We start from the raw sequence: 22,130 nt of genomic DNA on the forward strand, positions 1-22,130 counted from the left end.
GTGGGCATCCCGGCATGGATGCCGGGATAGCCGCGCTGGGCCATGGATGGCCCTTCGCGGCGGGCCCACGGAGCAATGCCGGAGTGAGGGCATGCCGAGCCTAGGCGAGGCACCGAGTGGTGGGGCAAGCCTTTTTTGCTTACTTTTTTTGGCGTTTGAAAAAAAGTGAGCCGCCGTAAGGGCGGAACCCTAAGTAGCCGTTACCGCAGCAATGGATATGTACCCGGTCAACAAAATCCATGTCGACTGACACCCCGCCATCGCGAGCAAGCTTTGCTCCCACAGGGGATTGGGGCTCGGCACAGATATTTCAGCCAGCGCCAAACAACTGTGGGAGCGAGCCCGCTCGCGATGGCGGTGAGTCAGTCGACATTAATGCCAACTGAACCAGCGCTATCGCGAGCAGGCTCGCTCCCACAGGTTTTAGCTGCTGATCAACGAGCAGCAGCCCTCACTCAATCAAACATTCGGGCAAGGAACCGGTGCCCAATCGCCCAGGTCCGGGTTTTTGCACATGCTGTTGACCTGAGTGGTGCCAGCGCTGGCGACCTGCTTGCTTTGATCCTGCTTGGCCTTGGCGTCCTGCAAGGTTTTCTCAGTGGCGACCGCTTCTTTCGGCACGGTTGGCAGTTCTTTCTTTTTCGCCGGCGTCACTTTCTTCTTGGTCTTGCTCTTGGTGCTGGTCTGCGCCACAACCTGCGTGGTGTCGGCAGTGGCCACGGTCACCACGTCAGTACGCTGCACACCCACCTGCTGCAGGTCTTTCTCATAAGCCTGGGTGTAGTTGTTCAGGTCTTCGGACGCTTTGCCGTTGACCGCGACGATCAGGTCGTTGGACTCTTTCAGGCCAGCGACGATTTCTGCCAGGCGCTTGCGGCCTTCGGTGTCATTGACGGTCTTGGCCTTGCGGTCGGCAACCAGTTTGCTGAACGCGTTCTGGTAGCACTGCTGCGAGGTCTTGGCGTAGGCGGTGCTGCGGTCGATGTCCGAAGCGCTTTTGCTGACGTCGGCCGCGTAGGAGGCGATGCGCATGTTGTCATCGGCGATCTGCTTCTGGCGCTCGGTGTAGTAACCGGCGGCACCACCGGCCAGGGCGCCGCCCGCGGCACCGATGGCGGCGTTGCGACCACGATCTTCCTTGTCAGCGGTCAGGGCGCCCAGCAGCGCACCGCCGACTGCGCCAACGGCCGCGCCGGTGATGACCGACTTGGTCATGTTGCCTTCGGTGGCGCGCAAGTGCTGCACCGGCTCGTAGCAGTTCGGGTAGTACTCGACCTTGGTGCTCGACGCGACCTTGGACGTCGGCGACGTGGCGCAGCCGGTCAGTACGGTGCTGAAGCCGACAGCGACCATCAGCAAGTGACGCTTGGAAACCGAAGCCAAAGGTTTACGGGAGAAAAGCATAGTTGTGTTCTCTTTTAAGTGTTGACCAGCTCAGCGCGGCGCTATCGCCGCCTGAGTCCCTTCCAAGCTCGCTGACAACGAACACTCAAGACCGCTGAGCGTTCGATGCGAGCAATTCCTTCAATATCGCCGCCGGGTCGGCTCGTTTTTGCTGACGATAATCCCCGACATGACGAACGAATAACGTTGCACGCGCCACCAGGCTCTTGCCCAGTACCGGTTTGCGCTCCAATTCTTCCTTGATGCGCTGGAACTGCGCCTGGATCACGGCATCGGTGTAGCGCGTGCCGGTGGCCAGGTTGTCGATGTAGATCGCCACCGCGCCATCCAGCGCGCTGCGACCGTTGTCGATGGCCGTGGCGAACAGCGTGGCGCTGGCCTCGTCCTTGGCGTCCAGGGCGGCTTGCCGACTGTTCTGCAGATTGGTCAGGCGAATGTTGTAGTTATTGACGGTCTCGGCCACCAGGGCCGAGGACTGGATCAGGTTGCCCGCCGCCTCCTCGCGCTGCTGGGCGATGAGCGAGACGTTGCGTTTGAGCTCTTCGTTGACCAGGCCCAGTTCCGCTTGCAGGCGCGGATCGACGCTCGCGGCGATGATGCTGTCCAGGCGTTTGGTCGGGTCGTCGGCGTCGTCGATGGCATCGGTCAGCGACGCGAGTCGCCCTTCTTTCTGCCATTGGGCGAACAATTCCTTGTAGCGCGAACGCGGCGCCGACAACGCCCCGACGGCCACGCGGAAACCGGTGGTTTCGTTGCTTTGCTCGGTGCCATCGACGGCGAACAACGGGTACTCGCGACGCATGCCGGTGAACAGCGTGCCCTCGCCTTCCAGGTAGTTGCCGCCCTTGACCACGAAGCCGCCATAGGCGCCCTGGCGCCGACCGGCGTGCACCAATTGGAAGGATTCCTGGACCATCTCAGCGGCGTTACCCACCACATCGAACAGACCGATGGGGTTCGGCAGCTTGGTGCCAATGGGCATCAGCCGCGCCGCCTGGCCAGTGCCACCGGCGACCTGGTTGAAGACCGCCCAATCGGCCAGGGGCCCGTCGCTTTCACTGCCTTCCAGGCGCCGGGGAAACAGTCGCCCTTCCAGGTCCTGGCGACTCACGGCTTGCCCGCCACGGGCGGCGAATTCCCACTCGACTTCCGTCGGCAAGCGTACGAAACCCAGTCCGCCATCTTCGGCAGAGGTGCCGCGACCACTCACCGGCAGCAGGTCCTTGTGGTATTTCATCAACCAGGCGCTGTACACCGCCGAGAAGCGCTCCGCCTCGAACTTCGACAGTTTCACCTTGGGCAAACGCCCTGCCACGCCTTGGGGCAACTCGGCCTGCAAGGCTTCGCAGGCCGGCGCCGGCTCCCCGCTGGCAAGCGATTGCGCCTGGGCCATGACCTGGGCGTATTGCCGGGCCGTGACTTCGTACTTGCCGATGAAGTAGAGCATCGGCTTGAGCGGCGTCTTGGCGTCGGTCTTGGGCATCAACGGTGTGATGGTTTTGTTCCAGTCCTTAGGGAGGTCCTTGAGGGTGAACTGGCCGTTGATGAAGTCGCGCCGGTAACCGGAAATGAACGACTGTTGATAGCCCGCCTCGCCCTCGCTGAACGGGTAACCGAGGCTGATCTCGCGGTCGTCCAGGGTGCCCTGGGCGAGGATGTAAACGTAGCGGAACACCATCTGGCCTTCGCACGGCAGCGGCAGGCTGACGTCGTCGGGCAATGGCTTGGGGTTGTCCAGCTTGTCCGTGGCTTCATCAGCCCATGTCAGGCTGGCGAGGCTCAGCGCCACGGCGGCGCCCAATAACTTATACATCGCGAATTCCTTCACACGCCTGGATGCGCGCCACCCGCCAGCCACCGCAAGCCGCCGCGACGGCGCTGACGCCGAGCACGGCCACCAGGGCCAAGGTGTAGTGACGCACCAACAGATGACTGGCGTATTCGCCGGGCATCTGTGCAAATAAATAATTCAGGCCCGACTGCGCCAGGCCATACAGGCCGGCACTCAACAGGGCCGCAAAGGTGGCGCTGTAGAGCGCCTGCAGCACCACGAACAACAACAGCGCCGCCGTGGAAACCCCCAGCAGGCGCAACACCGACAGCTCCCGGCGCTTACGCTCGACCGCCGCCAAGGCACCGGCAAAGATCGCCGCGAACGCACCAGCCAAGGCCAACCCGGCGATGATCCAGAACACGATCGACAGATTGCGGCTCAGCGATTGCACTTGTGCGATGGTCTGCGCCTGGGTCGACACCAGCAGGTTCTGCCCGGCGAAATACTGCCGCAGCGGCTCGACATCGCCGAGGCTGCGAGCATACAAACGAAACGCCGGATAGACCCGTTGCCCGGCCTCGCCCACCGTATCGCCCGGCCAGTCGAACGCAGGCACGGCACGGCCGTCGCGGTAATCCTCGGCGGCCTCCAGCAACGCCAGCGGCGCAAACAGACCGTCCCGGGCGAAGGCTTCCAATGGCAGCACATGCAGCACCTGCACACGGGTGCGCTGGGCCTCGCTGCGACCGGCCACCTGCCGCCCGAAACTGGCCTGCAACCAATCGCCAGCCTTGGCCCCGAGCTTTTCAGCGGCGGTCTGGCTGAGCACCACTTGATCCAAGCCTTGGGGCACCGGCAAGTGATCGAACAACGGATCGTTGGCGGCGGTGGGAATCATCTCGACCGTGACAGCCGACGCCTCGCTGCTCAAATCCGCCGTGGCGGAGATCTGCCGGGTGCGCGGCAAGGCAAAGGCCACATCACCGCGCTGGCTCAATTGGTCGATGAATTCGGCACTGAAACGACCGCCGCCCAAGGGGATGATTTCCCGGGTGGCCGGGTCGTTCTGCAAGCGTTCGGTGAGGCTGCTGACCAGGCCGAACTTCAGGCCGAACAACACCAGCAACGGTGCCACCACGGCCACCAAAGCCAGCACCGAGCAGGCCGACAGCCAGGCATCGTTGCGGTAATCCTGCCAGGCCAGGGAAGCCACCAGCGCGCCACGCATCAGCAAGCCTCCCCGAGGGTGGCGGTGACACCGCCGTCGGCATCACGACGGCAACTGATGCGCCGCACCTGCAAACCGCTGGCGCGGGCCAGCGCTTCGTCGTGGGTGGCAACTACGCAGCAAACGCCGTGTTCGCGGGCCTGGGCCACCAGCAACTGCATGACGCGCTCGGCGTTCAGCGGGTCGAGGGCGGCGGTCGGTTCATCGGCCAGCAGCAGGCGCGGCCCATGGGCCAACGCCCGGGCACAACTGACCCGCTGGCGCTGGCCGACGGATAGGTCCGCCGGTTTCTTGTCCAATTGATCGGCAATGTCCAACTGCCCAGCCAGGCGCGTCACGCTTGCGTCATCCTTCAAGCCCAGCAATTTGCGCGACAACGCGATGTTGCCGCGCACATCCAAAAAGCCCAGCAGGCCGCCGGTTTGCAGAACATAACCCAGGTAACGGCTGCGCAGCTCGGCCAAGGTGCCCTGTTGCGACGCACGCCACAATTTGGCGACGTCCAGCGGTGTATCGGCGGGCGTGAAGTCGAACTGCCCGGCCTGATCCGGCGCCAACACCAGCGCCAACATATCCAACAAGGTGCTCTTGCCACAGCCGCTGGGGCCGACCACCGCCAGTTGTTCACCGCCGCGCAAATGCAGCCGTGGAATCACCAGGCTGTAGCGTTGGCTGCCGGCGCCCCGGCTTTTGTGCACGGCGTTCAGGGTCAGCATCACGGCAGCGTCGACAACGGAACGCGGTACAAGGCGTCGCCCGGCTCGGCGTCGCCGAAGCGCACCCAGTTGGCGAGGTCGTTGTGGAAGGTTTCGTAGAGGCGGATTTTCGAATCCAGCTCGTCGATGAAATCTTCCTGCTCGGCCACGCTCAAGGACAGCCACAGGTCCTGGGTCATGTTCAGCGACTTGCTGCGGTACGGCAGCCCTTCCAGGTACTCGCCAAGAATCCCGCCATCGGCGAGATTGCCGCCCTTGCGCAGGGCCGACGGGTCGCGGCTCATGTAGGCACTGGCGCTGGCGATTTCCTGGAAGAAATCCTTGGGCGAGCTCTGGGTCTTGCGGGCGGCGTCGACGATCAGCTTCAGCGACTGCTGCAGGTCGTTGAGTTGCAGCTTGGTCAGCATCACGCAGACCTGGAACGCCGGCAGCGCCGGGTTGGTCAGGTCGCGGTCGGCGGTCCAGGCGCTGACCAGTTGCGGCGCCTGGCTGGCGGATTTACGCCCCAAAAAGTCCATGTGCATCGCGTAGCCGACCGCGGCCGATTTGTCGGCCAGGCTCGGCGCAGCGCTAAGCAGCGGCACACTTTGCGGCTTGTTGCTGCGCACTTGGTGCACCAGATCGGCGAACACCGAGCCGATCTCGTCGACCCGCTCGCCGAATTTGCGCACATCCGCACCGGGCACCGGAATGTACAGGTCGCCGATCTGCGGGTTGGCGTCGGCGGTCAGGGTCCGGTATTGGCTCTGGGCGCCGGCATGGGTTTTCTTGCCGGCGTCGCTGAGCAGGTGCAGGGCGTAGATCTTGATCTGCTTGCCCAGCGCCGCCTGGCGCACTTCGGCCTCGTTCATTTGCGTGGCGGCAAACGGATCGTTCTTGCGCAGGGCGCCGGCGTCGGTGACCAACAGGATCAAGCGCCCGCCGTAACCGGACCAGTCCATGCCTTCGACGGCTTCCATGACCCCGGCGAATGCATCTTCGTTGAACGCATGGCTCGACACCGTAGACGCCTTGACCTGCCGCGCCAGTTCCATGAAGCGTTGCGGGTCGCGGCCCTGTTCGAGGGTGATCAAGGTCTTGGCGACGTATTCCAGGCCCGGGGTTTTCTGGATGCTGCTGCGAAAACCCACCATGCCGAAGCTGACACTGTCCAACTCGCCGCGCTCGGCGATGCGGGTTTGCAGTTGATGGACCACATCGCGCACTTGGTCGATGTAGGGCTGCATCGACACGGTGGTGTCCACCACCAGCACTACGGCGGTGCGGAATGCATCGGCGTTGGCAGTGGTGATCGGCGTGTTGTTGTTCGAAGCCCTGGGCGTGTTGCCCGGATCGATGGACGCCACATTCAGCAACTGCACCGGCTGGCCGTTCTCATCGAGGCTCTCGCGGGAATCGAAGATCGGCAACAGGTAGAACTGGCTCTGCGGCACGGCGCTGGCGGCCGGTTCCAGGGCCAGCACTTGTTGATCTTCCTGGGGGCTCTGCTGGGCCTTGAGCAGCACGTTCTTGGCCGCCGAAGGGTTAGCCAGGAGCTTTTCCACCTCGCCGGGCTGACGCAGGAACATCACCGGCGCACGGCCGGAACGTTCGGTGAACTTGAGCACCAGGCTCTGCTTCCAATCGCTGACCTGGGCGGCGGGCAACCAGCCGTCGCTGCGCCCGTCAGTGGCCGCGCCGACGCGCACCCAGGCGCTGCCATCGACGTCCTTGCGCTGATACACATACAACACCGAAAACGCTGGCAGCGCCTTGCCCGGTGCGGCGCCCGGCGCCTCGGCGAGTTTCGCCCCCGGCTTGCTGAGCACGCGCTGGAACAGGGTTTTCTTGCCGGCCATCAACAGCGGACGCTGGCCGCCATCGGCCTCGGTCGCCACGGGGGGCTGAGCCGCAGGGACAACAGGCGGTTTGACCGCTGGCACTTCCGGGGCCTTCGGCGGCTTCACTTGCGGTGGCTTGACCGAGGTGTTCGTGGCCACGGGCGTCTTCACGTCCTTGCCATCGTCAGCGGCCAACCACCAATAACCCGCGCCACCCAACGCCAACGCCACGGCGACCGCGACGGCGGCCAGGGCGAACACCGGCCCCTTGCGTTGCTCCGACACCGTCGACTGAGGCGCCGGTTTTACCGGCGGCGGGACAGGCTTGGGCTGTGGTTGCGAGTGCGGTTGTGACTGCGCCGGGCCGCTGGGAATGTCGATGGACATGGGCGTCAGTCCCGCCAAGTCATCCGCCACAGGCGGCGCGACTGGCAGTTCAAACGACAACGGCCGGATCAGCGTCGCTTCCGACGATTCCTCAGGCAGGTTATCCAACGCCCGCAGCAGCGCCGCCGCATCCGGGAAACGCTCCGCCGGATCCTTCGCCAACAACTTGCGCAACACGTCCTGGTAACGGCCGTGATGCACCGGCAATTCCGGCAAAGGTTCGGTCAGGTGCGCCAGGGCCGTGGAGAGTGCGTCGTTGCCGGTGTACGGCAGCTTGCCGACGAGGATTTCGTAGAGCACCACGCCTAGGGCATACAGGTCGGCGCGACCGTCGATGTCTTGCCCACGGGCCTGTTCCGGGCTCATGTAGCTGGGCGTACCGACGGCAAAGCCGGCCTGGGTGAACTGGGTGCGGTCATCCAGGGACTTGGCGATGCCGAAGTCCGAAAGTACCGCCGTGCCATCGGCACGGAACAGGATGTTGGCCGGCTTGACGTCACGGTGGACCAGGCCCAAGCCGTGGGCATAGCCCAGGGCCGAGGCGATCTGGCGGATGTAGGTCAGGCCCTGTTCCGGCGTCAGGCCCGCGGCGATGCGCTCCTTGAGCGTGCCGTTTGGCAGGTACTCCATCGCCATGTAGTACAGCTCACCGACGTTGCCGATGTCATGGATGGTGACGGTGTGCGGATGCGACAAGCGCGCCAGGGTCTTGCCTTCGCGCAGGAAACGCTCGCAGAAGGTCGGGTCGGCGGCCAGGGCGGCGGCCATGACTTTCAACGCCACCTTGCGCTCCAGCGAACGCTGGGTCGCCAGGTACACGCTGGCCATCGCACCTTCGCCGATCGGCCCTTCGATGTCGTAGCCGGGGATGACAATGTTCAAGGTCAAGCTCATGACGGCACCTTCACGACCACCACGGTGATGTTGTCCGGCGCGCCGCGCATCAGGCCCAGGGACACCAGGCTGCTGGCGATTTCGCCGGGCTCGTCGTGGCTCAGCACTTCGCGGATTTCATCGTCCTCGACGGTCTTGGTCAGCCCGTCGCTGCACAACAAGTAGCTGTCGCCAGGCACCAGCAGCAGTTCGGTCAGCGCCACGTTCAGTTGCGCCTCGACGCCGATGGCCCGGGTAACGATGTTGGCCCGCGGATGGACCCGCGCCTCGGCTTCGCTGAGCAGGCCGCTGTCCTGCAAGTCCTGGACGTAGCTGTGGTCCCGGGAGATGCCTTCGAGCACGCCGTCGCGCAGGCGATACAAACGACTGTCACCGGCCCACAGGCACATGCCGCGCAGGTCTCGAACGGCCAGCACCACCACGGTGCTGCCCATCATCGTCACGCCACGGTTGGCAGTTTCTTCCCGCACGGCGGCGTTGACCCGCAGCAGGTCGCTTTGCAGCGCCGCGACGTATTCGTCCAGCGAACGCCCCACGGCAATGCCGCGCAGGCTGTCGACGATCAGGCTGCTGACGTAGTCGCCCGCCGCGTGCCCGCCCATGCCGTCGGCCACGACCCAGAGGCCGCTTTCCGGCAGGTCCAGGCAGGCGTCTTCATTGACCTGGCGGACCATCCCGACATGGCTCTTGCTTGCAGACTTGATTGCTTTTCCGGCACTTGGACGCATCTACACAACACCTTCTTGGCCGAGCAAAAATTGCGCAAAATCAGCCGCCGCCGGCAATCCCTGGCAGCGCATCAAACCCGGGGCAATGCGCTCCGATCCCTGGCCCCACCACAGGCTCGCGCCTTCGCAGGCCGCCTCGGCCAGAGCGCTCATGCGCCGCTGCGGGTCGGTGGCATCAAAGCGATGCAGGCTGGCGAAACGGCTGCTCGGCGTGCGCGGCAGGTACATCGGGCTACCGAGGGTTTCCAGTTGTTCGTTGAACGTCTCGAAACTGGCCTCGACGCTCAACGTACTCAACAACAGGTTTTCGACCCGCTCGAACCACTCGTCCGCACCGCCCACCACCGAGGCAGGGTCCGCGTCGGGCTCCAGCAGCACGGCAATGGTCAGCGGGAAATAACGACCGACCCGATCGATGCTCGGCATCACCACCCCAACAGCGGCGTCCGGGCCGCACACACCCGGCGCGACCATGAAGCGCCACAGCGGACTAACCAGATAGGCGTCCAGCCAGCGCTCGCCGAGGCTGGTCTGGCTGGCGAGCAAACCCGCCGCCAGCCACGAATCCCACGGGCCGATAAAGCCCTGGGGCAAGCCACGGCTGACGAAGTCGCCGCGGCTGGCCAACTTGCCGTAGAAGCCCGGCGTACTCATAGCCGCTCCGGCAGGCTGAAGCCGCTGAGCACCCGGCTCTTGAACGGGTTGAAGGCGCTGTTGGCCCGCAGCTCATAAGAGGCGCTGGCGCCATCGACCCGCAGCCGCAGGTTGAAACGATCCGGCGAGTTGCCGGCGGTCAGGTCCGATTGCTCCAGCAGCCTGAACCAGGCCCACGGCCCATCCAGGGTGATGCCGGAGCGACCGTTGGACGACGGCGGCATGATCGAAATCCGCACCACGCCGATGCTGCCCGGGTTCGGCCACTGCATAGCGGTCGGACGGCTTGGGCCGTGGTCGTAGCTCAGTTGCTGGCCGTCGAGGTCGAGCAGGAACTGGGTGATGGTCGAGTCCATCGCCACCGGCTTGAGTTCGAAACGCACCATCGGCTGGGTGCCGCCGGAACGGAAGAACGCGTCGCGAATGGTCGCCGCGCGCTGGAAGGTCTGCAGCACGCCGGGGGCGATGCCGAGCTTCTGCGCCGCGCCTGGCTGCCAGCGCCAGGTCGGGGTCGAGGTGTCGACGTAGGGTTGCAGGTATTTGCGGAAGTAATTGTCCATCACCCCGCCGACGCCGAAGAACTGGCCGAAGTCATCCAGGGTCGCGTCCCGCGCGCTGCCTGGCGACATCGGATAGCGCCCGGCCAGGGATTGGCGATAGATGTTCACCACTTCGCTGGTCCAGGCGGCGTTCAGTTGGTTACGCACCCCGCCCATCATGCTGTTGGTGGTGGAGTTGACTACGGACTTGACCAGGCCCTGCACCAGCGGCGGCTGGCGTTCGGCGTTGAGGCTGACGCGGGTAGCGGCGGCGGCTGCCTGGTTCTTGGCTTCGCCGAGCAAGGCGTCGCCACTGGCACCGACCATGGCGCTGACCTGCACGTACAGGGCGTTCATGTCCGCCAGCAGGCCATCGATGACCGCCGGCTCGCCTTCGCTTTTGCTGACGATGCTGTTGAGCTCGGCGAAGTGCGCGGTGATCGGATCATCGCTTTGCGCCGGTGCGTTTTGCGTCGCCTGCTCCTGGCCGAGCAAGCTGCCCAGGCGTTCCTTGAGCTTGTCCACACCGCCTTCCACTGGCGCACCTTGGGCGGCCAGCAGACGTTCATCCTGTTGCAGGTCGGTTTCCTTCGCCACCGCCACCAACAGCTTTTTCAACGGCGAGGTCGGCCCGGAAATCACCCGCAGCACATCGGCGGCCTGGGCCACGCTGGTGATCGGCACAAAGTCGATGTCGGCCAGCAAGGCATCCCATTGGCGCAGGTAATCCTGGAAGTACAGGCGACGCACATCGGCGGCCAGGCTGGCGACGTTCTGCTGATCGGCCTCTTCGTGACCCAGCACCCATTGTTCTTCGGCCAGGGTGCCGGTCTGGCTCAGGCTGCTGAGCAAGAAACCCTGGCGGTAACCCTTGACGGTGAAGAACCCGCTCAACGGTTCGCCCAACGGCTTGCCGCTCTTGCGGCTGAACACCAGCGCGGCGTCACGCCCGGCGGCTTCGTTGATGCGGAAGTCCGGGATGCCTTCGGGCAGTTTCTGGCGTTTGATGCGGTCATAGACCCGCTGGGCCACCGGCAATTGCTGCAACTGGCGACGCAGGTCTTCGACCAGGCGTGGGTCGAGGCGCGCGAGGGGCGGACGCCGCTCGAACAGCGCCTGCAAATGCGCGGTCAGGGCTTGGCGCTGCTCGGCCGGCAAGTCCCGCGGCAGGCTGCGGTCCCAATCCAGGGCGATCCAGGCCTTGATGAAGTCGGCGTCGTAATGCTCGGTGTCGGCGAGCATCAGGTAGGCCTTCAAGCCTTCGTAGAGGAAATCCGAATTGCCGCCGCTGTGCAGTTGCTCTTCGATGCGCGTCAGCAGGCGCGGCGCGAACACGGCAATCAGCAGCTTGCGATAGACGCTGCCGGACTCGGCTTCAAGCATGTCGCCCTGGTACAGGCCCAGGCCTTCGGCCCAGCTCGGTGCGTCGTCAGCCAGGTGTTTCACGGCGTTGAGCAACGGCAACACGGCGAGGACGTCGCGTTGCGCCGGGCTGAGGTTCTGCACGGTTTGTCCCAACGGCGCGACCTTCTGGTCGACCTGGGCGATGTAGGCCTGGTTGGCCCGGTAGCTGACCCACCACAACGTGCTGACCACCAGCACCAACACCACGGTGGAGGCCAGCACGCCGCGGGCGATCCACTTGCGCCGCCGCTCGACTTTCGGATCGACGCCCACCAGCCCGCGCTCGGCAAAGGCCACGGCGGTGAAGAGTTTTTCGATGAAGTAGCTGCGCCCGGTGCCGGTCTGGCGCGCCAGGTGCTGACGGTCCAGGTTCATGCTCTGGGCCATGGAGCCGATCAGGCGATCGATCGGGCTGCCTTCCTGGGTGCCGCTGGTGAAATACACGCCGCGCAGCAACACGCGCTCTTCGAAGGCGTTGGGTTTGAACACGCCTTCGAGGAAGCTTTGCAGGCAATCTTTCAAGGCGCCGAACTGCTGCGGGAAACCGTAGATCAGATCGCGCCGCGCCGGGTCGCGCTCTTGTTGCAGGCGTTCCACCAAGCGGTCGTTGAGGCGCTGCTCAAGGCCGGTGAATTCGCTTTGCAGGTGCGCCAGCGGGCTGTCGCTGCTCTTGCCATCGTCCAGGGCAAAGGTCATGCCCCAGACCTGGGCGCGTTCTTCCTTGCTAAGGGTATCGAAATACTCCATGAACCCGGGCACGAGGTCGAGCTTGGTCAGCATCAGGTAGATCGGGAAGCGCACGCCCAGTTGGGTGTAGAGCTCCTGGATCCGCAGCCGGATTGCGGCGGCGTGGGCGGCGCGCTCGGCGTCGCTGCCCAGCAGCAGGTCGGACAGGCTGATGGCGATGAACGCCCCGTCAATCGGGCGCCGGGCCCGTTGTTTTTTCAACAGGCCCAGGAAGCCCAGCCAGGCGGCCTTGTCGATGGTCGCGTCGCTGTCCTGGGTGGTGTAGCGGCCGGCGGTGTCGAGCAGGACAGCCTGGTCGGTGAACCACCAATCGCAATTGCGTGTACCGCCGACACCGCGTACCGCACCGGCGCCCAATTGCGCGGCCAGCGGGAAATGCAGCCCGGAGTTGACCAGCGCGGTGGTCTTGCCCGAACCCGGTGGGCCGATGATCACGTACCACGGCAGCTCGTAGAGGTTGCGGCGCTCGTCACCGCCCAGCTTGGCTTTCTTGAGCAGGGCCAAGGCTTCGTCCATGCGCTGGCGCAAGGTTTCGAGCTCTTCGGCGGTGGCGATGCTGGTCGGGTCCGGTGGGGTTTGCGCGGCCAGGCTGCGCATCACTTCGGCGGCCTGACGGCGCGCCTGGATAATGCGGAAAACCCGGTAGGCGATCCATACCGCGAACACCAGGATGATCAAGGCCCAGCGGCGGCCTTCGGGCACCAGCCAATCGAGCAGCGGGCCGACGAACCAGATGATCAGGCTCAGGGCGATCAACCCCAGCAATGGGATGACCCAGCGGGTCATAAAACTGAAAAACGCCTTCACTCGACCCCCTCCGCCAATACAGTGATTTCAACCCGACGATTGCGCGCACGCCCTTCCGTGGTGGCGTTGGACGCCAACGGCTCGGTGTCGCTGCGGCCTTCGGCGCTGAAGCGCTCGGGCTGGCCGGTCTTGGCCGAAAGAATTTGCAGCACCGATTGCGCCCGCGCTTCGGACAACGCCCAGTTGGACGGGAACCGGAGCGTGGCAATCGGCCGATTGTCGCTGTGGCCGGTGACCAGGACCTGACCCTTGACCTTGCGCACCGCATCGGCGATGCGCAGCATCAACGGCTGGAAATCGTCCTTGATGCTGGCGCTGCCCGAGGCGAACAGTTCATCGCCACGGATGGTCACCACCGAGCGGTCGACGGCGTCTTCCACCGCAATGCGGTTGGCGCGGATTTCATCTGCGAGGAAGCCGGCCAGGCGTGGGCGCTCGATCACTTTCGGCTGCACCACGGGGCGGTCGATGGTCTGCACCGGGATTTCACCGAGGAAGTGGATGTTCTTGAACACCGGCTCGGCATCGGAGGCCAGTTTCATGCGCAGGCCGAACAGCAATGCCAGCAGCAGGGCCACGCCGATGGCCACGGCGATCCACGGCGGCATGAATTGCGCCAGTCGATCACGGGCCACGGTGACCCCACGCCAGTGCGGCGACAGCTCGCGCTCGTAGTCGCCACGGGCGCTGCGGATTACGGCGGCGGTGCGCTCACGCAACGCTTCCAGTTGGCTGCGACCGTCGTTCATCACCCGGTAGCGCCCTTCGAAACCCAGGCACATGCACAGGTACAAAAGCTCCAGCAGATACAGGCGCTCGCGCGGGCTTTGCAGGCAATGCTCCAGCAACTGGAACACCTTCTCGCCACCCCAGGCTTCGTTGTGCACGGTGATCAGCAGGCTTTGCTTGCCCCAATCGCTGGTGCCGCCCCATGGGGTGCTCAACACCGCTTCGTCCAGGGCGGTGCACAAGGCGTAGCGGGCCAGCAACACATCGTTGCGCACCACGCCGGCGGCCTCGGCGCGTTCTTCGAACTGGCGCAGGTAGGCCAACAGTTGCGCACGCAAACTGGCCGGCGCCGGGTGAGCGATGGTGTTGCGCAGGCGCGTCAGCAGGGCCAACAGTGGACCGGCGGCACTCTCCAGCGGGTTGAGGCCCTCGGCCTTGCCGGTCAGGACCGGCGCGGCCGGCATCGACAGCGGCGCGGGCTGTGGGCGACCCGGGTCCGGACGGCCAGGATCCGGGCGAAATGGATCGGCGCCACGGCCACCGGGCGTCGGCATGAACTGGGTACGATCGTCGTTGCTCATCGCGAATTATCCTCGGATCGCCCAGAACGCCAGGTTCAGCCCTGGGAACTGGCCGGCGATGTGGAACGCAAAGCCGCCGGAGTTGCTCAACTGCTGCCAGTGGTCGCTGCCCCGGTCGAGTTCGTAGTAGGTGGAACCGGCGTGGTACGGCAACTGCCGTGGCGCCACCGGCAATGGCAACAGGCCGATGCCCGGCAGTTGCAGGTTGACCAGGTCGCGGATGTGCTCCACCGAACCGACCTTGCTCTGCTGGCCGAAGCGGGCGCGCAGGGTCTCGGCCGGCACGTCGGCGCGCACCACCAGGATGAAACTGGCGCTGTCGAGCAGGGTCTTGTCAGCCAGCATCGCCACGTGGATGCCGTAGGCTTTCTCGACAATCGGAATCGGCGTCGCCTTGCTGTCGATCAGCATCGACAGGGCTTCGCGCAGGGCCTGCATCACCGGCGCATAGCTCAGCGCGAGGTCATCGTGTTGGTAAGGCGGGTATTGCTGCGGTCGTCGTCCGGACGCGGTGAACGTGGAAAACTCGCCGGCCAGGCTCACCAGCTCGCTGTAGAAACGCTCGGGGTGCAGCGGGCTCAACTGGCTCAGGTGCTGGATCAGCGGCTGGGCGCGGTTGACCAGTTGCAGCAACATGAAGTCGGCGATTTCCGAGGCGCCACCGGCACCGGACGCCACCACCCGCCCGGCCAAGGCTTCGCCACGCTGGTGCAGCAGGCCCAGCAGTTCGCTGCGGAACGCCGCCAGCGGTTTGGAAGCGATGACATCCAGCAGCGGCGGGATGTAATTGTCGTCGAGCACCAACGCGCGGTCGGCGCGTTTTTCCTTGATGCGCACCACGCCGATGGCGGCGTAGTCGCCGATGCCATCCTGTTCGGTCAACAACCGCAACGCCCGGGAGCCGAGGGCCACGGGTGCGCGGTTTTCGAACGGTGCGTTGTCGTCGCGCACTTCGCAGACCTGGCTCACATAACGCGCAGCGCCGAGATCTTCGCCTTCATCCACGGTGTCGCGGGCACCGGCACGCTTGAGTGGCAAGGCCAGGTACACCAGGCCGTCGCGCAGGTTGTCATCGACGTTCAGCGGGGTTGGCGCCAGGTCATCCTGGGGAATATTGAACGGCGTACCGTCCGGCAGCAGGCCCCGCGCCGAAATGATCGCCAGCTTGCCTTGGGCCAGCAGGCCCTGGTCGATCAGCAATTCGGAAAACCCCCAGGCGCCGGCCGACAACGGGCGGCTGCGTGCGTCGATGAGGTTTTCCAGGTAACGGTCATGCTGTTGGAAGTGCTGCGTTCCAATGAACATGCCTTCCGACCAGACCACGCGATTGTTCCAGGACATGGGGGCTCCGATTGCTTATTGGGCAGGGCTGGATGGGGGAACGACGACGGCGCTGCGCACGGCGCGCACATCGAGGCTGATCTGGTATTCGGTGTATTCACGCGCTGGGACATTCATCACCGTGCGCCACAGCGACTGGTCCAGCTCGCGATAGCCCACCAGTATTCCGATGTGCCGCGTGGCCGGGTCGAGGTCGCGTTGCAGGCTCAGTTGCTGGCCGGGCTGGATCAGCACCTCGTCCTGGTCGATCAGGTCGGCGCCCAGCGTGGCCTGGGCCCGTTCGGCCAAGGCGAAATAATCGGAACGGCCGAAGGTCGCGGCATTTTTCAGTTCGAAAATGCGCACCCGGACTGGGGCCGGCTGGCCGGTGGCGCCGGGGTTGAGGCCGGCAATGGCATGGAAATGCAGCTCGATGGCGGCGGTGTCGGCCTCAGCTTCTTCGGGCTGGGGGTTGGCCGCATCCTTGGCGCACGCCGTCAGCAGAAGCGCGGTGGCAACTGCGAGTAAAAACCTGGGAATCATCCTGCGTCCTCAATGACGTTTGAGCTATCCGTTGTGGGCTTATCAGTATTGTTATAAGGCGACGCCGCTCAACGGCGTCGCTGTCGCGTGCTGTGTTCTTCGTAGGCGCGACTGAACTCACGGCCAAACAGGTCCTGGAAATCCTCCTGGGCTTCCCGGGAAATGTTGCTGTAGAGCTCGGTGAATTGCTGCCAGTACTGGGCCTGTCGAGAGCCGCTGAAAATACCCGACAGTCCTCCGGGCTTGGCCATGCGCTCTTCCAGTTGCGCCGGTTCGAAGCGCCCCAGCAAATGCTTGATGGCCGCTTCCACACCGGCCATCACCGCCAGTTGGTGGGCCCGCAAGTCATCGAAACTGTCGCGCACCGCCGCGTCCGGGGCCATGAACGCCTGGTTGCCGTGGCGCAACAGCAACAACAGGGCTTCATCGACATTGGGAGCGAATTTCAGCGGGTTGTTTTCCACCGGCTGGATCATCGTCTGCTGGATGCGGAACTCACCCTTGAGGCTGCTGCGGGCGCGCAGGACATCGATCAGGCCTTCGACCATCAAGCGATAACTGCGCCCGATGTTTTCCATCTGCGCTTCGGCGTTGGCCTTGTCCAGGCGCAACTGGTCCAGCCCGGCACCGCGCAGGAAGGCTTGCAGCAAGTCGGGTTGGGCAGACTCGGCCGGAGCAGTCGGAGTTACTGGAGCAACCGGGGTAACCGGAGCAACAGGCGGTGCGACCGGGGGCTCGACACGGGTGACCGACGCTTCAGGCACAGGGGCCGGCGGCGGTGCAATGATGTCAGCAAAGATGTCGGCGAGCGGCGGCTGCGCAACAGGCGTCGCGACTGGCTCGACCACCGGCGGTAACGGCACCGGCGGCGGGGCCACGGGCAGCGGCGCAACCGCCATCGGCGCAGGCTTGTCGCTGAACGGGTCCCAGTCGTCCGGAATCACCGAGGCGGAAGGCGCTATCACCGGCTCGATCACCGGCGGCGGGCTCGGCTGGGCAATCGGCGTCGGTGGGCGGAAATTGTGTTGCTCGGCCGGGACATGGTCTGGCTGGGTGGCCGGAGGGACGCTGCTCGGGGCCAGGAAATCGAACAGGTCCGGCAGGGTGTCCATGGCCGACACACCCTGGAAATGCGCGGGCACTTGGACTGGTGACGGCGCGGAAATCGGCGACGGCGCATACACGGGGGCGCTCTGTTGCCCCATCAAGGCCTCGAAACTGCTGGGAGACTCGGCGAACGGGTTGCTATCGGTGACCGGCAGACTGAAATCCACGCGGGCTTGGATTTCATAATCACCGATGCGAATCACTTCGCCGTCTTGCAGGGGTTCGCTGTTGCCCTTGCGCAGGCGCACACCGGCCTTGACCAATTCCACACCATTAGTGCTGTTATCGGTCAAGTAATAACGCCCGTCTTTGTATTGAATCACGCAATGTTTGCCGGAAACCAAACGCTCGGGGTCCGGCAATACCCAATCATTATCGGAATTGCGGCCAATTGCCATCACCCCCTGGTCCATGGACTTTTCAGAACACTGGCCTGGGGTAATTTTGTGATAACTAGTGATAGTCAAACACAGCGGCATCTTGCCTCCTTGCTGAATACTTCGCGCGCGGGCGGGCGGTGAGGGATTCAGGCCCTGACCAACCACCGGCAACCTTGCCAGCCACCGTACAACGGCTTTTTGCCAGCATGATTGCAGATCATAACCGGCTTGCGTGACAAAAACCCCACGTCAGTCGCCGCGTCGACCGGTGGGTCGGGCAGGCTGTTAAGCGCATCACAACTGTTACATAGGGCATACACAGGCGAAATAGCTTACCTTGACAAGCGATAAGTACTACACCAAAAATGCACAACTTCTTGAATATTAATGATGGCACTTTAAGATCACCGCGAATCTAAAGGGCCACTACCGTCAAGGAACATGTGGAGTTTCATCCGAAACTTGCGTGTGAACTGCCCGACTTCTTCAAAGCGGGTGATAGGGAGATCGATCCAAGTGGATGTGCCTTTGTTGCTCGCCGCCGTATCCGCGACTTCGCCGTGCGGTGAAGACCTGGAATATGACGCGGATTTCCTGCGCCTGGAGCGCGACTCCCGGGGCCAACCCGAGCGCAGCATGGGCGATTCGATCCTGCCTGCCGAACCCCCTGAATGGCGCAGCATCCAGCAACAGAGCCTGGACTTGCTTGCGCGCAGCAAAGACCTGCGCATCACTCATTACCTGATGCAAAGCTCCCTGGCCCTCGAAGGCCTGCCGGGCATGGCCCGTGTGCTGACGCTGATCAGCGAGCTGCTCAAGCAATACTGGGCCGAGCTGCATCCGCGCCTGGACGCCGATGACGACAACGACCCCACCGTGCGCATCAATGCCCTCGCCGGCCTGACGTCCGATGTCACCATCCGCCTGCTGCGCGAGAGCATCCTGACCCGTTCGCGGACCTTCGGTGCCGTCAGCCTGCGCGCCGCCGCCAATGCCAGCGGCCTACAAAGTTTCCCGGATGAAAACCTCGGCGCCGAACAGCTCGCCGGGGCCCTGCTCGACAGCGATCCCGAGCAGTTGGAAACCACCCGCGCAGCCCTGCTCGAAGCCCGCAGCGCCGCCGAAGCCATCGAACAGCAAGTCAGCGACCAGGTCGGTTCCGCCCAAGGCGTGGACCTCGGCCCGTTGAAGCAACCGCTGAAAATGGCCCTGCAGATTCTCGGTCAGTTCGCCCCGCAGAACGGCGACAACGCCCAGGCCGAGCCCGTCAGCGACGACAGCCCAGCGCCCACCGAGCATTCAAGTGTCACAAGCGCGCCGCGTAATACCAACACCAGCACCGTCAGCGGCGACATCAACAACCGCGACGACGTGCTGCGCAGCCTGGACCGGATTCTCGCTTACTACACCCGTCATGAGCCCTCCAGCCCGCTGCCGGTGCTGTTGAACCGGGCCAAGAATCTGGTGCACGCCGACTTCGCGGCCATCGTGCGCAACCTGATTCCCGACGGCATGAGCCAATTTGAAAACCTGCGCGGCCCAGACAGCGAATAAAAAGCGAGCGGATCACGCAGTCACGTCACCGGCACCCCCGATGACGCCAACACCGTCGCTCAAGCGACCAGGAGCAGCAACGTGGCGAAGCAAAGTTCTCAGAAATTCATCGCGCGCAACCGCGCGCCTCGAGTGCAGATCGAGTACGACGTCGAGCTCTACGGCGCCGAGAAAAAGGTCCAGTTGCCCTTCGTCATGGGCGTCATGGCCGACCTCGCCGGCAAGCCCGCCGAGCCTCTGGCACCGGTGGCCGACCGCAAGTTCCTCGAGATCGACGTCGACAACTTCGACTCGCGCCTCAAGGCCATGCAGCCGCGCGTGGCGTTCCATGTGCCTAACGAACTGACCGGCGAAGGCAACCTGAGCCTGGACCTGACGTTCGAAAGCATGGACGACTTCAGCCCGGCGGCCGTCGCCCGCAAGGTCGACTCGTTGAACAAGCTGCTCGAAGCACGCACCCAGTTGGCCAACCTGCTGACCTACATGGACGGCAAGACCGGCGCCGAAGAAATCATCATGAAGGCGATCAAGGACCCAGCGCTGTTGCAGGCCCTGGCGAGCGCGCCGAAGCCAGCACAGGACCAATGATCATGACTGACAATACAGCCCGCGAAGGCGTGCAAAACCTGGGTGCGACCCAAGAAACCAGCGAGTTCGCGTCCCTGCTGCTGCAAGAATTCAAACCCAAGACCGAGCGTGCCCGCGAAGCCGTTGAAACGGCCGTGCGCACCCTGGCCGAGCAAGCCCTGGCGCAGACCGACCTGGTGTCCAACGACGCCATCAAGTCGATCGAATCGATCATCGCCGCCATCGACGCCAAGCTCACCGCCCAAGTCAACCAGGTCATCCACCACCCGGACTTCCAGCAACTGGAAAGCGCCTGGCGTGGCCTGCACTACCTGGTCAACAACACCGAGACCGATGAGCAGCTCAAGATCCGTGTGCTCAACATCTCCAAGCCTGACCTGCACAAGACCCTGAAGAAATTCAAGGGCACCGCGTGGGACCAGAGCCCGCTCTTCAAGAAGATGTACGAAGAAGAATACGGCCAGTTCGGCGGCGAGCCTTACGGCTGCCTGGTGGGCGACTACTACTTCGACCAGTCGCCACCGGACGTGGAACTGCTGGGCGAACTGTCGAAAGTCTGCGCGGCCATGCACTCGCCGTTCATCGCTGCGGCCTCGCCGACCGTGATGGGCATGGGCTCGTGGCAGGAACTGTCGAACCCGCGCGACCTGACCAAGATCTTCACCACTCCGGAATACGCCGGCTGGCGCTCGCTGCGTGAATCGGAAGATTCGCGCTACATCGGCCTGACCATGCCGCGCTTCCTGGCGCGCCTGCCGTACGGCGCCAAGACCGACCCGGTGGAAGCCTTCGCCTTCGAAGAAAACACCGACGGCGCCGACAGCTCCAAGTACACCTGGGCCAACGCCGCCTACGCGATGGCGGTGAACATCAACCGTTCGTTCAAACACTTCGGCTGGTGCTCGCGCATCCGTGGCGTGGAGTCCGGCGGTGAAGTGGAAAACCTGCCAGCCCACACCTTCCCGACCGACGACGGTGGCGTGGACATGAAGTGCCCAACCGAAATCGCCATTTCGGACCGCCGTGAAGCGGAACTGGCGAAGAACGGTTTCATGCCGCTGCTGCACAAGAAAAACACCGATTTCGCGGCCTTCATCGGCGCCCAGTCGCTGCAGAAACCGGCCGAATACGACGACCCGGACGCCACCGCCAACGCCAACCTGGCCGCGCGCCTGCCGTACCTGTTCGCCACCTGCCGTTTCGCCCATTACCTCAAGTGCATCGTGCGCGACAAGATCGGTTCCTTCAAAGAGAAGGACGAGATGCAGCGTTGGTTGCAGGACTGGATCCTCAACTACGTCGACGGTGACCCGGCGCACTCCACCGAGACCACCAAGGCCCAGCATCCATTGGCTGCCGCTGAAGTGATCGTCGAAGAAGTCGAAGGCAATCCGGGGTACTACAACTCCAAGTTCTACCTGCGCCCGCACTACCAGCTCGAAGGGCTGACCGTGTCGCTGCGCCTGGTATCGAAACTGCCGTCGGCCAAGGGCGCGTAAACAACAGTTGAAATGGGCTTTCCTGTGGAGGCCCTTTGTGGCGAGGGAGCTTGCTCCCGCTGGGTCGCGTAGCGGCCCCTTCTTGTGGGCGCTGCGCACCCAAGCGGGAGCAAGCTCCCTCGCCACAGGGTGGTCCACAGGAGATCTTCATTGAGTTCACAGATTTCGCAAGGTCAGCGTCAACCAAACAATGTGGTTAGAAACCACACAGGGAGAAAACATGGCTGTTGATATTTTCATCAAGATCGGCGACATCAAGGGCGAGTCCATGGACAAGGCCCACAAGGACGAGATCGATGTCCTGAACTGGAGCTGGGGCATGTCCCAGTCCGGCAACATGCACGTGGGCAGCGGCGGTGGTGCGGGCAAGGTCAACGTCCAGGACCTGTCCCTGACCAAGTACGTCGACAAGGCGTCGCCGAACCTGATGATGCACTGCGCCAGCGGCAAGCACATCGACAAGGTCAAGCTGACCGTGCGCAAGGCCGGCGGTGAAAGCCAGGTCGAGTACATGATCATCAACCTGGAAGAAGTGCTGGTCACTTCCCTGAGCACCGGCGGCTCGGGCAGCGATGATCGCCTGACCGAAAACGTCACCCTGAACTTCGCCAAGGTGCTGGTGGACTACCAGCCACAGAAAGCCGACGGCACCAAGGAAGGCGGTCCGGTCAAGTTCGGCTGGAACATCCGTCAGAACATCAAGGTGTAATCGAACACGCCCCCGGTG

General features: G+C 63.9%; 16 protein-coding genes. 4 read left to right on the forward strand and 12 right to left on the reverse strand.

The genetic code is table 11. The features are described 5' to 3' along the window. Nucleotides 1-459 precede the first annotated feature (459 nt). The 12 genes from tagQ to tagH form a co-directional block, all read right to left on the reverse strand. On the reverse strand, nucleotides 460-1,404 hold the full coding sequence (gene tagQ, locus J3361_RS20940; RefSeq protein WP_207966129.1) for a type VI secretion system-associated lipoprotein TagQ: 945 nt from the start codon (nucleotides 1,402-1,404) through the stop codon (nucleotides 460-462). Nucleotides 1,405-1,489: 85 nt separating this feature from the next. Then, nucleotides 1,490-3,232, reverse strand: coding sequence for an SUMF1/EgtB/PvdO family nonheme iron enzyme (locus J3361_RS20945; protein ID WP_207966130.1), 1,743 nt, complete (start codon nucleotides 3,230-3,232; stop codon nucleotides 1,490-1,492). Beyond that, on the reverse strand, nucleotides 3,210-4,406 hold the full coding sequence (locus J3361_RS20950; protein ID WP_207966131.1) for an ABC transporter permease: 1,197 nt from the start codon (nucleotides 4,404-4,406) through the stop codon (nucleotides 3,210-3,212). The genes J3361_RS20945 and J3361_RS20950 overlap by 23 nt, the downstream gene beginning before the upstream one ends. Continuing rightward, nucleotides 4,406-5,122: an ABC transporter ATP-binding protein gene (locus tag J3361_RS20955; RefSeq protein WP_207966168.1), complete on the reverse strand. Its 717-nt coding sequence runs from the start codon at nucleotides 5,120-5,122 to the stop codon at nucleotides 4,406-4,408. The genes J3361_RS20950 and J3361_RS20955 overlap by 1 nt, the downstream gene beginning before the upstream one ends. Next, nucleotides 5,122-8,223 carry a serine/threonine-protein kinase gene (locus J3361_RS20960; RefSeq protein WP_279382088.1) on the reverse strand — a complete coding sequence of 1,034 codons (3,102 nt, stop codon included), beginning with the start codon at nucleotides 8,221-8,223 and terminating at the stop codon, nucleotides 5,122-5,124. Before J3361_RS20960 ends, J3361_RS20955 begins: the two co-directional genes overlap by 1 nt. Further along, nucleotides 8,220-8,951 carry a protein phosphatase 2C domain-containing protein gene (locus tag J3361_RS20965; RefSeq protein WP_207966132.1) on the reverse strand — a complete coding sequence of 244 codons (732 nt, stop codon included), beginning with the start codon at nucleotides 8,949-8,951 and terminating at the stop codon, nucleotides 8,220-8,222. Before J3361_RS20965 ends, J3361_RS20960 begins: the two co-directional genes overlap by 4 nt. Further along, the gene (gene tagF / locus J3361_RS20970) at nucleotides 8,952-9,605 is read right to left on the reverse strand and encodes a type VI secretion system-associated protein TagF (protein ID WP_207966133.1); all 654 of its coding nucleotides are present in this window, start codon (nucleotides 9,603-9,605) and stop codon (nucleotides 8,952-8,954) included. After that, nucleotides 9,602-13,102, reverse strand: a complete 3,501-nt coding sequence (tssM, locus tag J3361_RS20975; protein WP_207966134.1) for a type VI secretion system membrane subunit TssM — start codon at nucleotides 13,100-13,102, stop codon at nucleotides 9,602-9,604. Before tssM ends, tagF begins: the two co-directional genes overlap by 4 nt. Next, a complete protein-coding gene (locus tag J3361_RS20980; RefSeq protein ID WP_207966135.1) occupies nucleotides 13,099-14,412 on the reverse strand; it encodes a DotU family type VI secretion system protein in 1,314 nt (437 codons plus the stop codon). Before J3361_RS20980 ends, tssM begins: the two co-directional genes overlap by 4 nt. 6 nt (nucleotides 14,413-14,418) lie before the next feature. Further along, complete coding sequence (gene tssK, locus J3361_RS20985) at nucleotides 14,419-15,753, reverse strand: type VI secretion system baseplate subunit TssK (protein WP_207966136.1); 1,335 nt, start codon at nucleotides 15,751-15,753, stop codon at nucleotides 14,419-14,421. Between the two features lie 15 nt (nucleotides 15,754-15,768). Further along, nucleotides 15,769-16,275 carry a type VI secretion system lipoprotein TssJ gene (gene tssJ / locus J3361_RS20990; RefSeq protein WP_060740022.1) on the reverse strand — a complete coding sequence of 169 codons (507 nt, stop codon included), beginning with the start codon at nucleotides 16,273-16,275 and terminating at the stop codon, nucleotides 15,769-15,771. A 68-nt stretch (nucleotides 16,276-16,343) separates the two neighbouring features. Beyond that, nucleotides 16,344-17,861 carry a type VI secretion system-associated FHA domain protein TagH gene (tagH, locus tag J3361_RS20995; RefSeq protein WP_207966137.1) on the reverse strand — a complete coding sequence of 506 codons (1,518 nt, stop codon included), beginning with the start codon at nucleotides 17,859-17,861 and terminating at the stop codon, nucleotides 16,344-16,346. Nucleotides 17,862-18,278: 417 nt separating this feature from the next. Between tagH and tssA the strand changes: the two genes are divergently transcribed. The 4 genes from tssA to J3361_RS21015 all read left to right on the forward strand — a co-directional run bounded on the left by tssA (nucleotide 18,279) and on the right by J3361_RS21015 (nucleotide 22,112). Beyond that, nucleotides 18,279-19,316, forward strand: a complete 1,038-nt coding sequence (gene tssA, locus J3361_RS21000) for a type VI secretion system protein TssA (RefSeq protein ID WP_207966138.1) — start codon at nucleotides 18,279-18,281, stop codon at nucleotides 19,314-19,316. A gap of 81 nt (nucleotides 19,317-19,397) precedes the next feature. Continuing rightward, nucleotides 19,398-19,904 (forward strand): type VI secretion system contractile sheath small subunit, encoded by a 507-nt coding sequence (tssB, locus tag J3361_RS21005; protein WP_003177230.1) that lies wholly within the window; start codon nucleotides 19,398-19,400, stop codon nucleotides 19,902-19,904. A 2-nt stretch (nucleotides 19,905-19,906) separates the two neighbouring features. Beyond that, nucleotides 19,907-21,403 (forward strand): type VI secretion system contractile sheath large subunit, encoded by a 1,497-nt coding sequence (gene tssC / locus J3361_RS21010; RefSeq protein WP_186710263.1) that lies wholly within the window; start codon nucleotides 19,907-19,909, stop codon nucleotides 21,401-21,403. Between the two features lie 220 nt (nucleotides 21,404-21,623). Further along, nucleotides 21,624-22,112 (forward strand): type VI secretion system tube protein Hcp, encoded by a 489-nt coding sequence (locus tag J3361_RS21015; protein ID WP_003177228.1) that lies wholly within the window; start codon nucleotides 21,624-21,626, stop codon nucleotides 22,110-22,112. Nucleotides 22,113-22,130 lie beyond the last annotated feature (18 nt).

Source organism: Pseudomonas sp. OA65 (genome assembly GCF_017498305.1).
Lineage (GTDB): Bacteria > Pseudomonadota > Gammaproteobacteria > Pseudomonadales > Pseudomonadaceae > Aquipseudomonas > Aquipseudomonas zanjanensis.

Bases quoted from the DNA above. Each gene is read 5' to 3' on its own strand.
- tagQ (WP_207966129.1), bottom strand. From the start codon at position 1,404: ATGCTTTTCTCCCGTAAACCTTTGGCTTCGGTTTCCAAGCGTCACTTG.
- J3361_RS20950 (WP_207966131.1), bottom strand. From the start codon at position 4,406: ATGCGTGGCGCGCTGGTGGCTTCCCTGGCCTGGCAGGATTACCGCAAC.
- J3361_RS20955 (WP_207966168.1), bottom strand. From the start codon at position 5,122: ATGCTGACCCTGAACGCCGTGCACAAAAGCCGGGGCGCCGGCAGCCAA.
- J3361_RS20960 (WP_279382088.1), bottom strand. From the start codon at position 8,223: ATGAGCTTGACCTTGAACATTGTCATCCCCGGCTACGACATCGAAGGG.
- J3361_RS20965 (WP_207966132.1), bottom strand. From the start codon at position 8,951: ATGCGTCCAAGTGCCGGAAAAGCAATCAAGTCTGCAAGCAAGAGCCAT.
- tagF (WP_207966133.1), bottom strand. From the start codon at position 9,605: ATGAGTACGCCGGGCTTCTACGGCAAGTTGGCCAGCCGCGGCGACTTC.
- J3361_RS20980 (WP_207966135.1), bottom strand. From the start codon at position 14,412: ATGAGCAACGACGATCGTACCCAGTTCATGCCGACGCCCGGTGGCCGT.
- tssK (WP_207966136.1), bottom strand. From the start codon at position 15,753: ATGTCCTGGAACAATCGCGTGGTCTGGTCGGAAGGCATGTTCATTGGA.
- tssJ (WP_060740022.1), bottom strand. From the start codon at position 16,275: ATGATTCCCAGGTTTTTACTCGCAGTTGCCACCGCGCTTCTGCTGACG.
- tagH (WP_207966137.1), bottom strand. From the start codon at position 17,861: ATGCCGCTGTGTTTGACTATCACTAGTTATCACAAAATTACCCCAGGC.
- tssC (WP_186710263.1), top strand. From the start codon at position 19,907: ATGACTGACAATACAGCCCGCGAAGGCGTGCAAAACCTGGGTGCGACC.
- J3361_RS21015 (WP_003177228.1), top strand. From the start codon at position 21,624: ATGGCTGTTGATATTTTCATCAAGATCGGCGACATCAAGGGCGAGTCC.